Source organism: Pantoea sp. BRR-3P (genome assembly GCF_039621635.1).
Taxonomy (GTDB): domain Bacteria; phylum Pseudomonadota; class Gammaproteobacteria; order Enterobacterales; family Enterobacteriaceae; genus Pantoea; species Pantoea floridensis.
On record NZ_CP155067.1, the window covers coordinates 58063 to 74713 of the forward strand.

At 46.7% G+C, this 16651-nt stretch carries 18 protein-coding genes; 6 read left to right on the plus strand and 12 right to left on the minus strand.

The annotated features are described in order from the left end of the window. Positions 1 to 32 precede the first annotated feature (32 nt). Positions 33 to 878, minus strand: a complete 846-nt coding sequence (aroD, locus tag AAGR08_RS19880; protein WP_345830445.1) for a type I 3-dehydroquinate dehydratase — start codon at positions 876 to 878, stop codon at positions 33 to 35. A gap of 320 nt (positions 879 to 1198) precedes the next feature. Between aroD and AAGR08_RS19885 the strand changes: the two genes are divergently transcribed. The 5 genes from AAGR08_RS19885 to AAGR08_RS19905 all read left to right on the plus strand — a co-directional run bounded on the left by AAGR08_RS19885 (position 1199) and on the right by AAGR08_RS19905 (position 4243). Further along, positions 1199 to 1600 (plus strand): SRPBCC domain-containing protein, encoded by a 402-nt coding sequence (locus AAGR08_RS19885; protein ID WP_097098113.1) that lies wholly within the window; start codon positions 1199 to 1201, stop codon positions 1598 to 1600. 14 nt (positions 1601 to 1614) lie between these two features. After that, complete coding sequence (locus tag AAGR08_RS19890; RefSeq protein ID WP_345830448.1) at positions 1615 to 3150, plus strand: UbiD family decarboxylase; 1536 nt, start codon at positions 1615 to 1617, stop codon at positions 3148 to 3150. 215 nt (positions 3151 to 3365) lie between these two features. Then, positions 3366 to 3608 carry a regulatory protein YcgZ gene (gene ycgZ, locus AAGR08_RS19895; protein WP_097098111.1) on the plus strand — a complete coding sequence of 81 codons (243 nt, stop codon included), beginning with the start codon at positions 3366 to 3368 and terminating at the stop codon, positions 3606 to 3608. A gap of 35 nt (positions 3609 to 3643) precedes the next feature. Beyond that, complete coding sequence (locus AAGR08_RS19900) at positions 3644 to 3928, plus strand: hypothetical protein (protein ID WP_345830449.1); 285 nt, start codon at positions 3644 to 3646, stop codon at positions 3926 to 3928. A 63-nt stretch (positions 3929 to 3991) separates the two neighbouring features. Further along, positions 3992 to 4243, plus strand: coding sequence for a biofilm/acid-resistance regulator YmgB/AriR (locus AAGR08_RS19905; protein WP_097098109.1), 252 nt, complete (start codon positions 3992 to 3994; stop codon positions 4241 to 4243). Positions 4244 to 4306: 63 nt separating this feature from the next. Here the strand turns inward: AAGR08_RS19905 and AAGR08_RS19910 are convergent, their stop codons facing one another. The 10 genes from AAGR08_RS19910 to AAGR08_RS19955 form a co-directional block, all read right to left on the minus strand. Then, on the minus strand, positions 4307 to 4639 hold the full coding sequence (locus AAGR08_RS19910) for a hypothetical protein (RefSeq protein ID WP_345830451.1): 333 nt from the start codon (positions 4637 to 4639) through the stop codon (positions 4307 to 4309). A gap of 430 nt (positions 4640 to 5069) precedes the next feature. Next, positions 5070 to 5354, minus strand: coding sequence for a biofilm development regulator YmgB/AriR family protein (locus AAGR08_RS19915; protein WP_097098107.1), 285 nt, complete (start codon positions 5352 to 5354; stop codon positions 5070 to 5072). Between the two features lie 403 nt (positions 5355 to 5757). Continuing rightward, positions 5758 to 6045: a hypothetical protein gene (locus AAGR08_RS19920; protein ID WP_345830454.1), complete on the minus strand. Its 288-nt coding sequence runs from the start codon at positions 6043 to 6045 to the stop codon at positions 5758 to 5760. Between the two features lie 542 nt (positions 6046 to 6587). Further along, a complete protein-coding gene (locus AAGR08_RS19925; RefSeq protein ID WP_345830456.1) occupies positions 6588 to 6848 on the minus strand; it encodes a hypothetical protein in 261 nt (86 codons plus the stop codon). Between the two features lie 215 nt (positions 6849 to 7063). Beyond that, positions 7064 to 7810, minus strand: coding sequence for a fimbrial assembly chaperone (locus AAGR08_RS19930; RefSeq protein WP_345830458.1), 747 nt, complete (start codon positions 7808 to 7810; stop codon positions 7064 to 7066). Further along, the gene (stbD, locus tag AAGR08_RS19935) at positions 7746 to 9074 is read right to left on the minus strand and encodes a fimbrial usher protein StbD (RefSeq protein WP_097098103.1); all 1329 of its coding nucleotides are present in this window, start codon (positions 9072 to 9074) and stop codon (positions 7746 to 7748) included. Before stbD ends, AAGR08_RS19930 begins: the two co-directional genes overlap by 65 nt. A gap of 2 nt (positions 9075 to 9076) precedes the next feature. Further along, positions 9077 to 11605: a fimbrial outer membrane usher protein gene (locus AAGR08_RS19940; RefSeq protein WP_345830837.1), complete on the minus strand. Its 2529-nt coding sequence runs from the start codon at positions 11603 to 11605 to the stop codon at positions 9077 to 9079. 1 nt (position 11606) lies between these two features. Further along, positions 11607 to 12353, minus strand: coding sequence for a fimbria/pilus periplasmic chaperone (locus AAGR08_RS19945; RefSeq protein WP_097098101.1), 747 nt, complete (start codon positions 12351 to 12353; stop codon positions 11607 to 11609). Between the two features lie 57 nt (positions 12354 to 12410). Further along, a complete protein-coding gene (locus AAGR08_RS19950) occupies positions 12411 to 12950 on the minus strand; it encodes a fimbrial protein (RefSeq protein WP_345830460.1) in 540 nt (179 codons plus the stop codon). A 228-nt stretch (positions 12951 to 13178) separates the two neighbouring features. Next, on the minus strand, positions 13179 to 13688 hold the full coding sequence (locus tag AAGR08_RS19955) for a hypothetical protein (protein WP_345830461.1): 510 nt from the start codon (positions 13686 to 13688) through the stop codon (positions 13179 to 13181). A gap of 384 nt (positions 13689 to 14072) precedes the next feature. Between AAGR08_RS19955 and AAGR08_RS19960 the strand changes: the two genes are divergently transcribed. Next, positions 14073 to 14906: a hypothetical protein gene (locus tag AAGR08_RS19960; RefSeq protein ID WP_345830463.1), complete on the plus strand. Its 834-nt coding sequence runs from the start codon at positions 14073 to 14075 to the stop codon at positions 14904 to 14906. A gap of 137 nt (positions 14907 to 15043) precedes the next feature. Here AAGR08_RS19960 and AAGR08_RS19965 read toward each other — a convergent pair whose 3' ends face one another. Beyond that, positions 15044 to 16651 carry a bifunctional aspartate transaminase/aspartate 4-decarboxylase gene (locus tag AAGR08_RS19965; protein WP_097098098.1) on the minus strand — a complete coding sequence of 536 codons (1608 nt, stop codon included), beginning with the start codon at positions 16649 to 16651 and terminating at the stop codon, positions 15044 to 15046.

Sequence of the window (16651 nt, forward strand, 5' to 3'; positions counted from 1 at the left end):
CATTTTAAACGCACTACACGCCAAAATTCTGCTCAAGTCAGATTTTCATGATCCACATGTAGCGTATCGAGCATGACAGACAAGGTCTCAATATTGATTTGGCCCGGTGCAGAAGCCGCTCCCTGACTGGCGAACGTTAAATTGCTTCCGAAAAGCTCGCCAGCGGCACGCGACAGTTTGCCTGGGTCACCCATGGCCATGGTGAGTAACGGTTTGTCGGACTGCTTTCTCATTTGCCAGGTAACGTCCAGCAGTCGAATGACATCGTCAGGCCAATGCGGCATAACAGCTATCTTTAGAATATCTGCGCCCTGAGCCGCTTGCCACTGCAACCTTTCAAGTAGGTCGGCAGAAGACGGCGTTGAGGCGAAATCGTGAAACGAGAGGATCACAGCCACTTTTCGACGGTGGGCTTCGTTAATAATTTCTTGGGTGATGCTCTCGCCAATGCGCATTTCAACATCAATAAGATCGGCAAAGCCAGCCGCTAACCATTTTTTATACAGTGCCAGATAAGTTTGGTCATCCACCTCGCCACTCCCGCCTTCTGCCTTAGTGCGGAACGTCAGCAGCAGCGGCTTTCCCTCAAGCCGCTCACGTACAGCATGGCCAAGATGTGCAATTCGATCCGCGTCCAGCGCATTTTGATGTTTATCAACGCGCAGTTCGGCAATTTGTACAGCGTCATTTTCGGCCGCCTGGCTGGCCTGACTCAATAGGGTTTTGTCATTATCACCGTTTAAAGACACGATAACGGCAGGTTTACCTTGCTTAATGGTGATATTACCCACCGTGAGCGGCGTTACACGCACAGTCGCTGCTTTATCAGAGGGTTTATTCTCTTCACTGTTCGCCGCCGTTGCTGCAAAAGGCATCATTTCTCTCCGGACCTAATTCAAATTTCCATATTATATTTAGTTCACCTTTTTCAGCCCCGCAATAGCCCTTTCAATTTAGATGAAAAAAGAAATTGTTCGCCTATGTAATAGTCATGTTCATATCAGAATATGGTAAGCGGGCGGAGTAATATGAATTTTACAAAATTAAATAAATTTTCAGTGTTTAACGTGGCTTAATAAAAATCGCTATCAGGAATAAACGAGACGTTAACGCATTACGTCTGAACGCTACTTAAAACTGAACCTATACTCTCTATTCGGCACTTTTGAATGAATACATGAAAATAGTGAGGAATAAGATGGTTACGTTGTATCACGCGATAAAAATCTCAGCCAGCCGTCATGAGGTTTATACATCACTCACGGATCTGAAGAAAATGGCGGCCTGGCATGGCGGCAAGGTCGAAGGAGAAATTGCGGCGGGAAAGGTTCTTACTCTGCGGCCAAAACCGGACACTCACTTCAGCTGGGTAACCGAAAAACTTGTAAGCGATGAGCGCATTGTGCAGACGTCGCGAGAAGAGAGCGACAGCGATCCCGGTAAAACACTTGTTTTTACGCTCAGCGATTTAAACGATGGTCGCACGCTCGTTAAGCTGGAGCACGGCGTTTGGTCAGAAAATGATCCGCATCTTCCTTTTTGTAATACCTATTGGGGAGAAGTGCTATTTCACCTGAAAACCTTTCATGAACAACCCTGAGAGAGAGCCATACCATGCCACAAAAAAAACCGTCTACTTACCGCATCGTTAAAGCCGGGGAACCTCATCCTCAAGGCTGGAATGTTCCCCCCGTTAACGATCTGCGTTCAGCAATTGAACTGCTTAAAACATTACCAGAACAGTATGTTGAATCGAACCGCGAAGTGGATCCGATTGCCGAACTTGCGGGTGTATATCGCTATATCGGTGCAGGTGGCACGGTGATGCGCCCCACGCGTATCGGCCCCGCTATGACGTTCAACAATATCAAAGGTTTTCCTGACGCGCGTGTTTTGGTCGGCTTAATGGCAAGCCGTAAGCGCGTGAGTGCGTTACTGGGCGCGCCGGAACGTGAGTTGGGTATTCAGATGGCTGAAGCGCGAAGGAACGTGACCCCGCCGATGGTAATTGAGCCTGAGAATGCGCCCTGCCAGGAAGTGGTCTATCGGGCTGAGGACGAGGGATTTGATTTACGAAAAATTCTGCCGGCACCGACCAATACAACTGAAGATGCAGGACCCTATTTTTGTCTTGGTCTGGTGTTGGGAAGCGATCCTGATGATCGCGATAATGTTGATGTCACTATTCATCGTCTTTGTGTTCAAAGCAAAGATGAACTTTCAATATTTTTTGCGCCAGGACGCCACATTGATGCGTTTCGCTTAAAGGCGGAAGCCGCGGGCAAGCCGTTGGCGGTGTCCATTAATATGGGGCTTGATCCGGCAATTCATATTGGCGCAGAGTTTGAAGCACCCTCCACACCGTTTGGTTTTAATGAGTTATGCGTGGCGGGAGGACTACGAGGTCAACCGGTTGAACTGGTGGAGTGTTTGACCGTTAAGCAGCGCGCGATTGCTCGCGCAGAAATTGTTATTGAAGGTGAAATTTTACCCGGCGTACGCGTTGCAGAAGATCAGAACAGCCATACCGGCAAGGCGATGCCGGAGTTTCCCGGTTATACAGGGGAGGCAAACCCTTCGCTGCCGGTAATCAAAGTGAAAGCTATCACCACGCGGAAAAATCCCATCCTGCAAACCTTAGTAGGACCAGGTGAGGAGCATGTCAGCCTTGCGGGTATTCCAACGGAGGCCAGCATCCATATTGAATGTGAGGACGCTCTGCCAGGACTGGTAAAAAATGTGTACGCCCACAGCGCAGGTGGCGGTAAGTTTCTTGCCATATTACAGGTGCAGAAGAAAAATGCCGGTGACGACGGTATGACGCGTCAGGCTGCGCTGATAGCGCTTTCAGTCTATCGTGAACTTAAGAACGTGATTTTGGTTGATGAAGATGTCGATATCTTTGATACCGATGATGTGATGTGGGCTTTGCAGACGCGTTATGTCGGCGACATCGATACTCTTTTCGTGCCCGGTGTTGCGGGGCATGTGCTTGATCCTACGCAACAGCCTTTTTATGACCCGCGCGTAACGGCGAAGGGAACAACGACAAAAACCATCTTTGATTGTACGGTACCTTATCATCTGAAAGAGCATTTTATTCGTGCTCAGTTTAAAGAGGTGGATGCGAGCTTGTGGTTATCTTCGTAACTCACTTTATCGATTGTTAGCGATAACGCAATCGTGGATGCGAGGGGGACAAAGTGAAGAGGCGGGCCATGGCGGCCCATTCTCTCCATACACAAATCATTTTTATAAAAAATATTTTTCTTACCTCTGGCTTAATAAACCTGTACAAGCTCGTTGTTGTTGTATAACTTCACCTCCTGGCATAACGATTAAACCGTGACCAACCGAGGGTTTTCATGCAACAGAACGTAGGCACTTCCAGTTCGATAAATGACATTGCTGCTTATTTCAACAACGCATCACTTCCTTCTCAGCAGGAAACGCTGGGTAGCATTGTGGTTGAGATCCTCCGTTCGGGACGTAATCTGAATCGCAAAGCGATTTGTACAAAACTTTTGTCACGTCTCGAACTCGCCTCCACGTCTGATGAAGAGCATCACTACCACCAGCTGATAGCGCTGCTATTTGGCCGGGACTAAACGTTGTTAATCGGCCTATCTGGCCAGAGAGTGATATGAAAAACAGCGATGAAGAAAAACTCTGTGACATTCTCATCGGTGAGGCTGTTGTTAGGTTACTGCGTGAAAAAGGGCGCATATCGCAACGTGCGCTTCTAACTAAGCTTAGGCTCATGCTTAACGCGGAGCATGATGAAGTGCGCATGCGCGCTACAAAGCTCGCCATTCGGGATGTTGAGGCTGAAATGGTACGGCGCGATAGTCCCGGCGCGGGAGAGCGAGAAAAGGGCGTAATAATTACGACTGGAAAATTCGGTAATGATGGCTCAACCCGGCATTGATGCTGGTAAAAGGGTCAGCGAGAGAAAGCTCATATTAATCACCAAGGTTAAAAGGAACACCCGATGCAGCAGAATACGACCGAATCAGACCTCCAGTCCTTCTTACATAGTACTGGAGATCAGTTTGACGAAGAAAAACAGGTGATTGGCGCCATAGTGAAGTCGTTACTGACAGAAAGAGGACGAGTAACGAATAAAGCCATTATTTTAAGTTTGATCGCAGAACTTGAAAGCACGAATGATATTGAGCAGCTTGATGTGCTGCGCAATTGCCTCGAAATCGTCGTGGGCCGCACACCGGATGATGATAAATGAGATTTTTTCGGCCTCGCCTCTGCGTGAAAGCGTAAAGAGGCGAGGGCGACGTACCTTAGAAAGTTAGATGTTTGCTGAATGATAGGTGGCTAATTCAGTAGGAAGTGCCTTCAATTCCCGTAATGTCTTCTCTGCATGCCGCTGGTGCGTGTCTAATTGCTTCCGGCGCTTATTTCTCCCTCGATTACTCTTGAGCAGCCAGTCATTAAAGCGTTTTACTATTTCTTCAGCGTGCTGCGGATCAGGTGTGCGGCACAGCAGCAGGCGACTCATCGTTTGATGAGTACAATCGATGGCGTAAATTTCATGGGTCATATCGCGCGGCTCGCACTCTATTGCTGTGAAATGCATGTCAGGCCAGCGATTCACCTTTGACATAAACTCACTCAAAATCATATTTTCACCTCTAATTATTATGGAATGCTTTTTACTTTTCCCTACTGGTCAGTCCAGACTAGACGCAAGTCAGCACTTTGCAAATTAATGGCACTATTTTTGTGGCAAATTTTTGCCTGATGGTTGTCAGTTAAGATATGAAAGACCCTCATTATCGAGAGCACACAATGTAACGGCGCAATTCATTGCGCGATAAATCGCGCCGCTACGGAAGGTGCGGTGATTTGATACGGCGCTTAACTGATCGGCATTAGGCAAACCAAGGGTGAAGCAGCCCGTAACAGTGAAGTGAGTTGCAAAGAGAGGAGGAGCGGCGCGAAAACAAAAGAGCAGGGCGGATAAGCTGGCGCTACGAGCTCAACATGGCGTTGAGACTTCAGCGTTGTGGCCAGCTATCCGAAAGATCGTGGCAATAGGGTGCAAACAACGTTTACCAGTTGAAGTAAGCCCAACGCTCCTCTTCACCCGGGGTCAATCCTACAACGACTTTAAGCGTGTTGAGTAAGATATCGACCTGCGCGGCATCAGAAGTGGTTTCAATGTCCGAAATGAGGTGCAAAATTAACGCACTGGTCGTGACCTCTCTTCCTTGATTAGTCAAATCACGAACCGTGGCGTCAATAACCGCGGTTTCCGCAGAGAGAGCATCACCCGCACTAAGGAAGTGGTGAAAAATGTTTGCTTCAACTGTATTTTGCTGCGTGCTTTGATGCATTGACTTTATCCCCTTCATCCGGAAGTGTAGTGATAACGCGACGCGTAGCGACCATCTTAAAATTGAAATATAGCCGACTCTGTCTAGGTGTAAAGTTATACACTAATTTTAAAATTGTACAGATATTCTGGTTGTGTACAGATTTGGATTTTTGGCGAAAAGTGCTAATTGTCATCAAGCTATAAGTGAGAGCATGCGCAATGCAGCGTTGCGGGGGAAATGCTATACGCTTTCCGTTATGGCGCTGCACTCAAGGCATGGCCAGGAAGAGGCAAATAGAGAGCGGGGATTTCGTAGGGTGCGCATTCATGCGCACCTGAATAAAGAGGCATTTTTGGCTTAAGTAAGCGGCGAAGCCTCAAAAAAATGTGGTTGCGCGCCCTCAGGCGCGACCGAGATAACATTAGGTTTTACTGTTGTCTTCCGACGGCAGATTCATGAGTTGAGGAGACTTTGCTGTAGCAAGCCAGCGGAGTTCTGCGCGATGTCGGGGGGCGGTGTTAACGAACCCTTTGAGCCAGTGCCTGGCGTCAGCAATTTGAGAAAGCTTATCTTCACTGATACCGTTTTCTGCCATTACATCTAATTCTGCAATAAGGGATTCAACGCTGATTTCCTGTTGACTAACGGCGAGGTTAAACACTGCTTCGCCAATAATAATGTGCCCTTGCTGGTCATCATGAAATAACACGGTGTTTCCTCCTGTTCATTTCTCGTTAATCATCAAAAAAGTGTAGTCAAGGATTCACTTTTATTCCTGCTACATCCACTTGTCCCTGGAATTTAGCTGAAAAAAGGTAGAATTAAACGTAGGTGACGTTTAGCCAACTCGCTGAAAGAGTGAGTAAAGAATGATTATGCTGGCAAATAAGCATCCTTAAAGAAAATTCTTAAAAAGAACCCTTGTTGTCAATGAAATCGATTTCAAGCCGTTTCTATTTTACTGTGCCGATGTCCAATAATTCTTATGCAGCAGTTGGTTTGACCACAAATTGTGGAACAGAATATTAAAAATCGACAAACTACATTCACTAGTAAGGAAGTAATTATTTTCTAAATAAGTTCGGTAAATGTATTAATTCTGACATTTATCTTTTGCAGGCATAAAGAGGGCAATGTGTGGGGGAGAGTGTCGTCCCTGACATATTCTCCGGCCGGTACACGTAGAAACGTGACCGCTGAGGTCATCTTCGTTATCGTCTTCCGGCCGGAGCCGGACTACGTCCTATGGCGTCAGTTTGTCTCGTCGTTCAAGCCTGCAAGCGTTTGCAGGTAGGGCACTTGATGGACTGCTCGCTCCGGTTCTTCGAAACTCTTCAGCCAGGCACTGGCTTTGGTGATCTCAGACAACCGCGCTTCGCTGCCGCCAGCATTTGCCATATGATCAAGTTCGTCGATTAGCGAATGAACGCTGACCACTCTTTGACCCAAGGCAATGCTTAATGCCGCTTCGCCAATAATGACGTAGCCTTTCCCGTCGTGTTGAATAGACAAATTACCTCCTCCATTTCACGTTGATGAAAACCTCATTACCAACTGTAGGCAGGATGGGGATTTTTGCCTGGCGTTTATTCTTAAAAAACCGTCATAATTAATTTTAAATGGTGTTCATGCGCCAGGTATCTCGGTTAACGCTTATATATTAAGCATAAATACCCAAACACGTTGTGGCGTGACCTGAAAATACGCCTTGCTGGTGCGTTAATTTATCAATGCAAATGTGCAAAATAGCGCACAGGATTTCCATTATCATCGAACACCTCAAAGGATATTTTTTCATTTATCTGTAAAGGCTGTTTTAAAGGTAAGGTGTAATTACCTTTAGGGGCGACCATAATATTATTGATCATCTTATTCGGTTCAATTTGCAGACGAAGGCTCATAAACCAGGGCGTCGGGTTGACGATAGTTAAAAGCTGATTGCGGCTCTCAAAACGTAAGCCTTGCACATCTTGCTGTGTAGGCGCGGTAAGGGCTGCCGGGCGAATGAAGACTTTAAGGCGCAGTCGTAGCGGCAGCACCACCTTGCGCTCAGCATGACTTGTCTCTTTTGCTAATGCAGGTATTTGATAAAGATTAAGCCAGTACAGGCTCTCTTTATCCATGGGCAGAGAATGCTGTGAGAGTAACATCAGCCGAATAACTCGCTGTTCATCGGGGAGAAGTTTCATCACCGGCGGCATAGCAAATACCGGTGTCCGGGTGAGCGTAGGTGACTGCATTATGTCCCCATCATCACTCCAGATCTGCACAATGGTCGGATTATCAGGGCTATTTTTGAGATTCAAGGTCTGGCTGCTTTCGTTAGCACTAAAGATAATGCGCGTTTTATCAATATTTACGACGGCAAAAGTAGAATGGGCGTAAAGCACACAGGCTAAAACCCACGCGTTACTGAAAGCTAACCACCACTTGCAACTGCGCATTGACTGTCCCTGCTGTAATTGTTTGTCCACTCAGTGCTTCAAGCGAAGCGGTAAAGTCACCGCTATACATGTTGCTGGTGCCGGAAGCGGCGAGCGAGGTCAGATCGGTATAGGCATACCATCCTCGCGTATTACCTGTACCGGTACTGGTGAGATCGGGTAACAGGTTAATGGGAGCACCGTTAGCGTCATAAATTTTGATGCCCACTCCGGATGCCACGCCACTGCTGCCGTATTGATTATCCAGCAGCCATGTCAGTCCGCCGCCGCTGGTGGTTAATCCCATTTGAGTGGCTTTAAGAACGGATGTTGCCTGATTAACAAGGAAGCCCATGGCGACATTGGCTGAACTTGTCGTTGACGTGCTAGTACTGGAATTCGCGCCAGATTCACATTGCAGCGTGACGGAAAAGGGGGCCTGGCTGCTGCCACCACCCGATAACGCCCCTACGCTAATCGTCGGCAACAACACTACCGAGGGATAATTTTTCACTTCACACAGTGCGCCGCGGACATAAGTAACGTTTTTGTAACTACTCCAGGCGGCAGGCCAGTTAGCGTAAAAGCCATACCAATAGCTAGCGCTGTCTTGCCCATCCCGCAGGCTATTAGTATCGAGCCCGGGTCCTTTAAAGGCGATATAACCGCGTGGCTGCGTCCAGATATCGGTATAGCGATTCGCCGCGGAGGCATAGTAACTGGTCGAGCTGATTTTAAACATTTCATACAACACGTTGCTGAAGGCGCTGGCTGGGATATAAATGTAGGTGCCGTCGGAATACCAGTTGTCGGAAGTAAACTGACGTGATTTCCAGTAGCGACTGTAAAACTCCCCGGTAGCGAGATTGGTCATACGTACTGCCACATTTTTTGCCACGTCATAATAGGCCCCCTCTACTTCACTGCTGGCATACATACCGGCATACGGGCTATCACCATTCGTGGCATACATTTCGTACAGGCTGCCGGCATCAGTCACAGCGCAGCGATACAGGATCTGATTCGGGCTATAGTTCACACTGCTAGCCGATGAGAGAAAGCTACCCACAGAGCTGGCAAGCAGCGTCCCGGAGGGTTGAAACGTACTCCCGCTGTTGATACTGATTACAGACGGTAAGCCAAGATTGCCGGAGCAGGTATCACAAGCACCTGGCCAGGAACCGGCTGTATAACCGGCTGCCAGTGCGGCGGCAGAGAGCGACGAGGTGCTGGTCACCCGAATACAGTTCGCCCAGACCGTGGGAGAGTGGGCCAGCAGAATAATAAGCGCCAGCAGCCAGGTTTTAATTTTCACGTTTATGATTTCCTACATGTCCCGTCGAGATGAATAAGCGCCTGATGCACATGACCGGGGATTTGATAATTCACTAAGCAGTGGTTCGTATTGCCATTCCAACTAACTTTCAGGCTGCCTGAGGTATGCGGCACGCGGGCGTAGAGCTGGCTTCCCTGGCCAACGACGCCAATTAATGTGCCTTCGCTGTCGCGAACGTCAGCCCCCATAGGTGGCGTAATGCCCTCATTGAGTGAGATCAATACCGCGTTGCCGCGCAGCGTGGAAAATTTCACCTGACTCACCGCACCTGCATAAGGTACTACGCGCTGACTTCCCCCGCTTAACTCGGCATCCGCACGCATGTTTTTGCTATCGAGGGTGACGGTATTTTCACGATATGGGGTAAGCGACGGCAGCAAGGCATAACCATGGCTATCGATCACCGCACCCTGACCGTTCTGCACAACTGCACCTTGCGCACCGTCGGCATGAATCAAAGCAAAGGTGTCGCTGGTATACGGACCGGCCGTCAGTCCACCGTGATGCAAAAGCAGCGTACCGGAAGTACCCAGTCCGAGCTGGCGGTAATCATTACCTTGACCATAACTGGCGCGGAATGCCCCTACTCGGGTATTTTGCTGCAAATTACCACCGAAGGAGCTGGCCTCGCCCGTTGAATCGTTGTGGTAACGATCGGTACCGCCATACATCGAATAGGATAGGTCGCGCTGCTCACCAGCCGATCCGGTAAGTGAAACGGTGGAAGAGCGGCTGGTTTTTGACTGGTTATAGTTGTAGGCCACCGAAGAGAGGCCCGATCCCCAATCCAGCGGTAGAGAGATATTTAACGAAACGGTGTTTTCGGTATATTTCTGCTGGCGTGAAGCGTCTGCATTATCATTCACACTGATGATGTGACGTCCGCTGTTCCAGTACGTGCGTTGGCGCGCCACATTCACTCCAAAACTGATGGTTTTCCAGCTGGTGGTATAGCCGAGTTGTAGCTGAGTGATACGCGACTGATTGTTGTAATAGTCTGAACGACTGGCACTGAGACTGAGCAAGCCATACGCATCCAAAGATTGGCTTAAGGTTGCCGACAGTCGATTTCGTTGATTAAGCGTATCAGAGTCGTAATGAATTCCATTTTTGGCCTGGCGTCGTACGCCAAGTACATCCTGTAGATCGCGAAAGCCACTGGTGGAGTAGCGATAGGCAGCTAACACCAGATTCGTACCAGTGTGAAAGGTTTTGCTATAGCTTAATTCGGCGCGCCAGCCCGAAGTAGGGTGATTTTCCTCCACTATGGCTTGGGAGAAGGTGGTGTTCATGCCTAAAGCACCCCATTGTGTCGCCCACACCCCACCCAGTAACCAGGCCTGATAACCTTGCGCCAGCCTGGAACCTGCCGTCGCTGTTATGCTGTTGCTCATGCCATGTTGTAAAACGCCTTCCAAAAAGCCGTTGTTCACCGAGTAATATTGGCGCACGCGTCCCATGGCTAAGGAATAATGCCAGTTACCCGGTCTGACAGAATCTGGAACGGAGGCATAAGGAACGGTGAATGTCGCCATCTTACCGTTTGCCTCAATCACCGTTACCTCAAAATCTCCCTGGCTGCGCGTGTTAAACAAATCATCAATGACAAAGGGGCCTGGCGGCACCACAGTTTCATAAACCACTTTATTTAACTGCTTCACCACTACGCGTGCGTTCGATGAAGCAATACCGTGAATTTCGGGTGCATAGCCTCGCCTGCCTTGCGGCCACATACGTTCATCCGTGGTTAACTTGATACCGTTAAAGGGCAGGCTGCCAAACAGATTGCTGTCGGTGTAGCTATCACCGATAGCAATTAAGCTGTTTAATTTTTCTAACGGACGTTGCACCCAGGTTCTAACGCTATTATAGCGATAGCTACTGCCACCGGTGCTGCTGCTCAGATAGCGTAAATTACTTTGGTGGCGTAGTTGCCAGTTCGCGATATTACTACCCGCAGTAATGCCACTCCATAAATATTGGTAGCGATAATCCGCACCACTGTTTTCCGTCCAGGTATAGTTGGTGTTATGACGCAGAAACAGAGCTGTCATACCTTGATCCCATTCAGACACTGGGACGTAGCCTCTGGGTTTACGATTAAGTGCAGTCATGGGCAGCGTAATATTTAGACGCAACGCCGCGGCGTCAAACTCCCAGTTTCCAAAGGACGTCCATGATGCAAGCGGATAGCAGGTGCGGGATAAGGGCGATGTCAGGGCAGATTTTATATGTAGCGTATCAATAAGTGACTTCGACAAGCAGGGCTCAGCGCGTTTATCTGCTTTTGAGGAGATAAACGTGATCTCTTCGCTGGAAACAATTAATTTATTGTTCAAATAGACATCAACAAGATATTGCCCCGCTGGCACGTCACTACGATTGAATTGATCAATGTTTTGACCAAAGGATGAGCCTTTGAACAGCGAGGGATCAAAATAGTATTCATCAGCATGTGCAGGATGAGACAAGCAGCCCGATACGCCGAAAAAGAATAAGTACAGCCGCAATTCACTGCGCGTCAATTGTATAGCTTTCACTTATTCTTGCCCCCTGATCGTTAATCGCATCGATATTCACCGCACCCACACCTTGTAAGCGTTTATTATTTTTGTGAAACCAACATGTTTGTCTGGCGAAGGGGGCTATCATTTCAGGTGTGCAAGAGTATTTTTCGGTGGATATGCGTACAGAAACAGCGACTATCGAGGCATACCAAGGCTGAGCATTATCTATTGTTATGCCATTCCCTTTAACGGCATCATAGACATCATGAACAGTTAATCCTTTTAGAATATTTTTTGGTTCGCCAATGGCGGTTGGACGATAAAAAATCTTCACTCTATTTCTCAGCATTACCGTCATTGCATTTTTCGCTGAATCAGACGTTAGATTGCTGGGGGGGATTTGCAGCATGTTGAACCAATAAAGCGTTTCTCTATCCTGTGGCAGAGCTGTTGTTTGGTTGAACATAATGCGTGATACTTGCCCAGCCTTGGGCTGAATGCGAAACACCGGCGGTGTAATAATAAAAGGGACGTTATTGATTTGCTGTGGCTGAGCGTCAATATCACCTTCATCAAACCATGACTGAATGACATACGGAATGTTATCGTCATTTTTAAACTGAATATCAATTGAGTGAGCGGAAGATGGATAGATAATACGGCTCCCCAATAACGTAACACTCGCCGTGGCATTCGCAGACGTCAATATCACTATCAGAAATAAAGATGAAAAAAGCGTGTGTAAAGACATACCAACGTTCTCATTGCATTAACTGAGAGCCCATTTCAATGGACTCTCATACTTTAACTACTGATAGGTGACGGCATATTGCATTGATGACTCAACCGTACCGGCGGTTGCGGCACTGGTTGCATAATATTGCGCAATATAATTTGCTGAAGCTTCCGTTTCATCGGCTGCCAACGTAAGGTCGCCATCACCGGTATAGCCACCGGTTAAATTGATTACAGCGTCTTTGCTGTCGACTAATTGAACTTCCACATTGGTCGCGCTGCCGGTATTGGCAAGGTTGCCATTAGCCGTGACGTTATTTCCCACAAATACCGTAGAGACTTTTGTTGACGTCGTTGAGCTGCCGGTACAGCCGGATAGACCTACGGTGAATGAAGTCTGGCCTGCTGTATCGCCGCTTTTCGCCAGTTCTGATTTACTGACGGTTGGCATTAGAACGACAGGCGAGGCCGCATTTCCATTTACCGCAATCGAACAGGTTTCATCAGAAACTTCGCCCTGAAAGTTAATTGTATTCTCCGATGCGGCAATCGCCGATGATGAAAAGAGTAAACCGCTTAGTAACCGGACTAATAGTTTATTTTGCGCATGCATTGTGTCATCCTTTTTACAAAGTTGTAGAAGTGTATCTTGATTAACGTGTCACCAGATTTTAATTTATATAAACGATACAGTGGATGCTGATATCATTAGGCAGAATCATCGGCTAGAGTTTTTTGAAAAATCTGGCGTCATCCTCCCTGCGAAAAGTGTGAAAGTTCATGAGAAGACTTCTGGCATGAATTAATTTCGCTGCCTTAATCACTGCAAAGAGTGAGTCAATCAGCCATAACTTTCCTGCCACAGTAAAAGGCTCGATGCTTTTTTAACATTCAGTTTTCTCAGCGCATTGTCTCGTTGAGAGTAATAAGTTTTCCGCTTTGCACCCTCCAGGTATTGTAAAGCATCACACTGTAGACTTAACTGAAGCGCTTTATATTCTCCAGCCGTAATGCTCGGGCTGTTTTTATAAACATTAACCGGCGTTTTTAAATTGGGCCACGGGTATTTACTTAACGCAGTAATATCAAGAATACGTATCCTGCCACTGTTTGAATTTTCAAGAAATTTTGCCAGTGGCATACATCGTGATGAACTCACTAAAACCACATTTCCCTGAGGAAGTGTAAACTCGCCGGTGCCATTCACCACATGCACTAATGAGTGCACATCCAGCTTTACAAAATGGCAATATCTGGCAGGCGCGGGCAGGCTTGGCTTAAAGGTTGCAATAAAATGTCTTAACCCCACATTAAAGTAATGGTCCTGTTCTGGGAATGTTTTGATATTCATGATTATTCTGGCGTCCCTGATATATTTCGATCTCAAGAATAAAAAGCAACGTTGAATTCAACGTCTGCTAAGTGAGCAGATGCTCCTTCCCATGGACCATGATAATAGCGCGATGTTACTACCCATTTAGATTAGTTTGCTCGCATTCACGGCATGTCCATAATTCTACATAAAAATCAGCGCATCTAAATGACAACATTTCTACCCAATCTTTAACACCATGTTTAGCTAAGTGTATATTGACTTTTTTATTTATATTAGGTTGCGAGAGTTGACATGTCGCTCTATAGTCAAAAAAGAGGCGGCTGTTCGCATAATATTATATTTACTAACAGGACTTTATTCAGGCATGACGCCATAGAAGTTCTTCTGCAGCGAGTAACCATGGAAAATAAAATTAGAGTTTTTGAGGCACTTAATAAGTTATATTTAGACAATGCAGCAAACCCTTTGCTTAATGCAGCAATTCACAAACATAGCGAAATGATAACGGAAGAGTTCAAACGCAAAAGCCATTTCTATAAATTTATCTTTAAGAATAACCGCTTTCTGGTTGCGACGGTAACGGCTTCACAGTTTTACATTAACGAAGAAGCTTGCTTCTCCGATGTAAAGGCCGAATGTCTGAAGTTTGGTCTTGTCAGCGCCAATACCATTTCAAGTCTCCTTACTTTGATGAGTGTTAGTGGCAGAATTAAAATGAAAGTGAGCAAGAAGGATAAAAGAAAAATGCGTTATTTTTTGACTGAAAAAGGCGCAAATGATTCAATAAGTCTAATTAACACAATGACAAGTGCTCTTGATATCCTGAGCGGAAAGAAGCGCTCTCATCACATTTCACTTGATAATATTGCGCAATATTTTTCACGGTATTCGGAAATCTATAAAGCAGGCTTTTTTATTATAAATTTAGTTCCTGACGCTCATCTTTTTATCGACAAGGATTCAGGGCATATGATCATGCTGAATTTATTCAATATTGGCAATAAGCCTAAAAGAGAAGATTGCAAGGAGGGCGCGCTAACGCGCATCTCACGGGAGTGCAGCGTCTCACGTTCTCATCTGAGAAATATTTTCATCGAAGCAGAAAAGAATAATATGATAAATTATGATCCGAAAAGCGGTGAGGTTGAAATACTCGATAGGTTTAAAAAGATGTTTTACACTTATATGTCTTATTATTTTGCTTTTGTCCAATATGGTCTGCAAAGTGAGTGAAATTTGCGAATTTGGCGTAAGTATTTATTTTTTCCAAAGATAGGACACTAAGCCAGAAACCGATGATTACGTTAATCAGGGCTGCAACACAGCCCTGATTGTTATCGCCTTACAACTTATCTTATGTTGTACTTGGTCTAAGCGTTTTTATCTTTCCCTTGCAGTGCAGAATGATACTTTTCAAAATACTGCTCCATCATCTTTCTTAATGACTTACCGATTGCGGCGTACTCATATTCATTCAAATTAGCCAGAGATATACGTCCTGCAGGTTTAAGGCTACCAAATCCGGTACCTGGAAGCATGACGATGCCGGTCTCTTCTGCAATGTGGAAAAGCAAGTCGGTTGGGTTGAGGGTTTTATTTACCCAATCGGCAAAGTCATCGCCGTAAACCTGACGAGATATTGCCTCTAAATCCAACAGCGTGTAGTAATCTACAGCCTCTTCGGTATCAATATGCGTTATTCCCAGCTCACGGTAGAGCACGGCCTGACGGCGGCGGATCACTTCCGATACAGCGGCTTTATAACCGTCCTCCCCATCCATCAGAGCGAATAGACTGAACAATACCATCTGCACTTGTTGCGGAGTTGATAAGCCGGCAGTGTGATTGAGGGCTACGCTTCGGCTATCCGCCACAACCCGGTCAAGAAATCGTAAAGCGGGAACGTCTGGCGTAAGGGAACCATAGCGCTGCTGCAGACGATGATGTTCTGCATCGCTAATATTTCTCAGTTTGTCATCCAGAATATTGTTCTGGTGGGTGGCGATCACCCCCAAACGCCAACCCGTTGCACCGAAATATTTTGAGAATGAATAGACTAAAATGGTGTTCTGCGGGCAGGTAGCAAACAATGATTTAAAGTTATTCGCAAAGGTACCGTACACATCATCCGTGAGAATGATTAAATCGGGACGCTGCTCAACAATTCTCGCCATTTTATCCAGAGTGCGTTGATCCATTTTCACTGAGGCAGGATTGCTTGGATTGACGCAGAAGAAGATTTTAATAGCCGGGTCGAGCAGTTTCTCTAACTCTTCATCGGGATATTGCCAGTTATCTTCCGGCGACGCATTAATCATCACGCTTTCAAGCCGGTAATCCTCCAAATGCGGTATTTCAATATAAGGGGTAAAAATGGGCGCGCCCATTGCGACTTTATCACCTGCGGTAACCAAACCATTTGTGCGGAGGGTATTAAAAAGGTAGGTCATCGCGGCCGTACCTCCTTCCACCGCAAACAGTTCAACGTCCTCAGCCGAAATCAGGCCGCCAACCATTTCTTTGACGATATACTCGCGGGTGATTTTTTCACTAAGCGACAACATACGTGGTGGAACCGGATAATTGCAGCCCAGAATACCTTCCACCATCTCATGTAAAAAATCGGAAGCGGAAAGCCCAAGCTGATCACGGACATAGCTTACGGCCCTCGACAAAAATGCAACGCCTGGTTGCTCATGGCCGCGAGAAAGAAATGCGTCGAAACGTGCCTCAATACCTTCAATACGCGGTATACCTCCAATGCCATGCGGCAAATAAGAGAAGGATCGCTCCGCCTCTTCTGTGGCAAATAATCCAAGACGCCAGAAAGCCCGGCGGGGCAAGGTCGCGATGAAGTTAGGATTGCCTCTCCCTGCATTAAGCATCATGCGGTCGGGTTTACCGGAGGCGAGTTGTATCAGGGCGTCTTTGAGTTCGAAGGGACTGAGTGAAGCATATTTTTCGTAAGGGTTAGACAT

Coding starts and splice junctions, on each gene's coding strand:
- aroD (WP_345830445.1), bottom strand. CDS start 878: ATGATGCCTTTTGCAGCAACGGCGGCGAACAGTGAAGAGAATAAACCC.
- AAGR08_RS19885 (WP_097098113.1), top strand. CDS start 1,199: ATGGTTACGTTGTATCACGCGATAAAAATCTCAGCCAGCCGTCATGAG.
- AAGR08_RS19890 (WP_345830448.1), top strand. CDS start 1,615: ATGCCACAAAAAAAACCGTCTACTTACCGCATCGTTAAAGCCGGGGAA.
- ycgZ (WP_097098111.1), top strand. CDS start 3,366: ATGCAACAGAACGTAGGCACTTCCAGTTCGATAAATGACATTGCTGCT.
- AAGR08_RS19900 (WP_345830449.1), top strand. CDS start 3,644: ATGAAAAACAGCGATGAAGAAAAACTCTGTGACATTCTCATCGGTGAG.
- AAGR08_RS19905 (WP_097098109.1), top strand. CDS start 3,992: ATGCAGCAGAATACGACCGAATCAGACCTCCAGTCCTTCTTACATAGT.
- AAGR08_RS19910 (WP_345830451.1), bottom strand. CDS start 4,639: ATGATTTTGAGTGAGTTTATGTCAAAGGTGAATCGCTGGCCTGACATG.
- AAGR08_RS19915 (WP_097098107.1), bottom strand. CDS start 5,354: ATGCATCAAAGCACGCAGCAAAATACAGTTGAAGCAAACATTTTTCAC.
- AAGR08_RS19945 (WP_097098101.1), bottom strand. CDS start 12,353: ATGTCTTTACACACGCTTTTTTCATCTTTATTTCTGATAGTGATATTG.
- AAGR08_RS19950 (WP_345830460.1), bottom strand. CDS start 12,950: ATGCATGCGCAAAATAAACTATTAGTCCGGTTACTAAGCGGTTTACTC.
- AAGR08_RS19955 (WP_345830461.1), bottom strand. CDS start 13,688: ATGAATATCAAAACATTCCCAGAACAGGACCATTACTTTAATGTGGGG.
- AAGR08_RS19960 (WP_345830463.1), top strand. CDS start 14,073: ATGGAAAATAAAATTAGAGTTTTTGAGGCACTTAATAAGTTATATTTA.
- AAGR08_RS19965 (WP_097098098.1), bottom strand. CDS start 16,651: ATGTCTAACCCTTACGAAAAATATGCTTCACTCAGTCCCTTCGAACTC.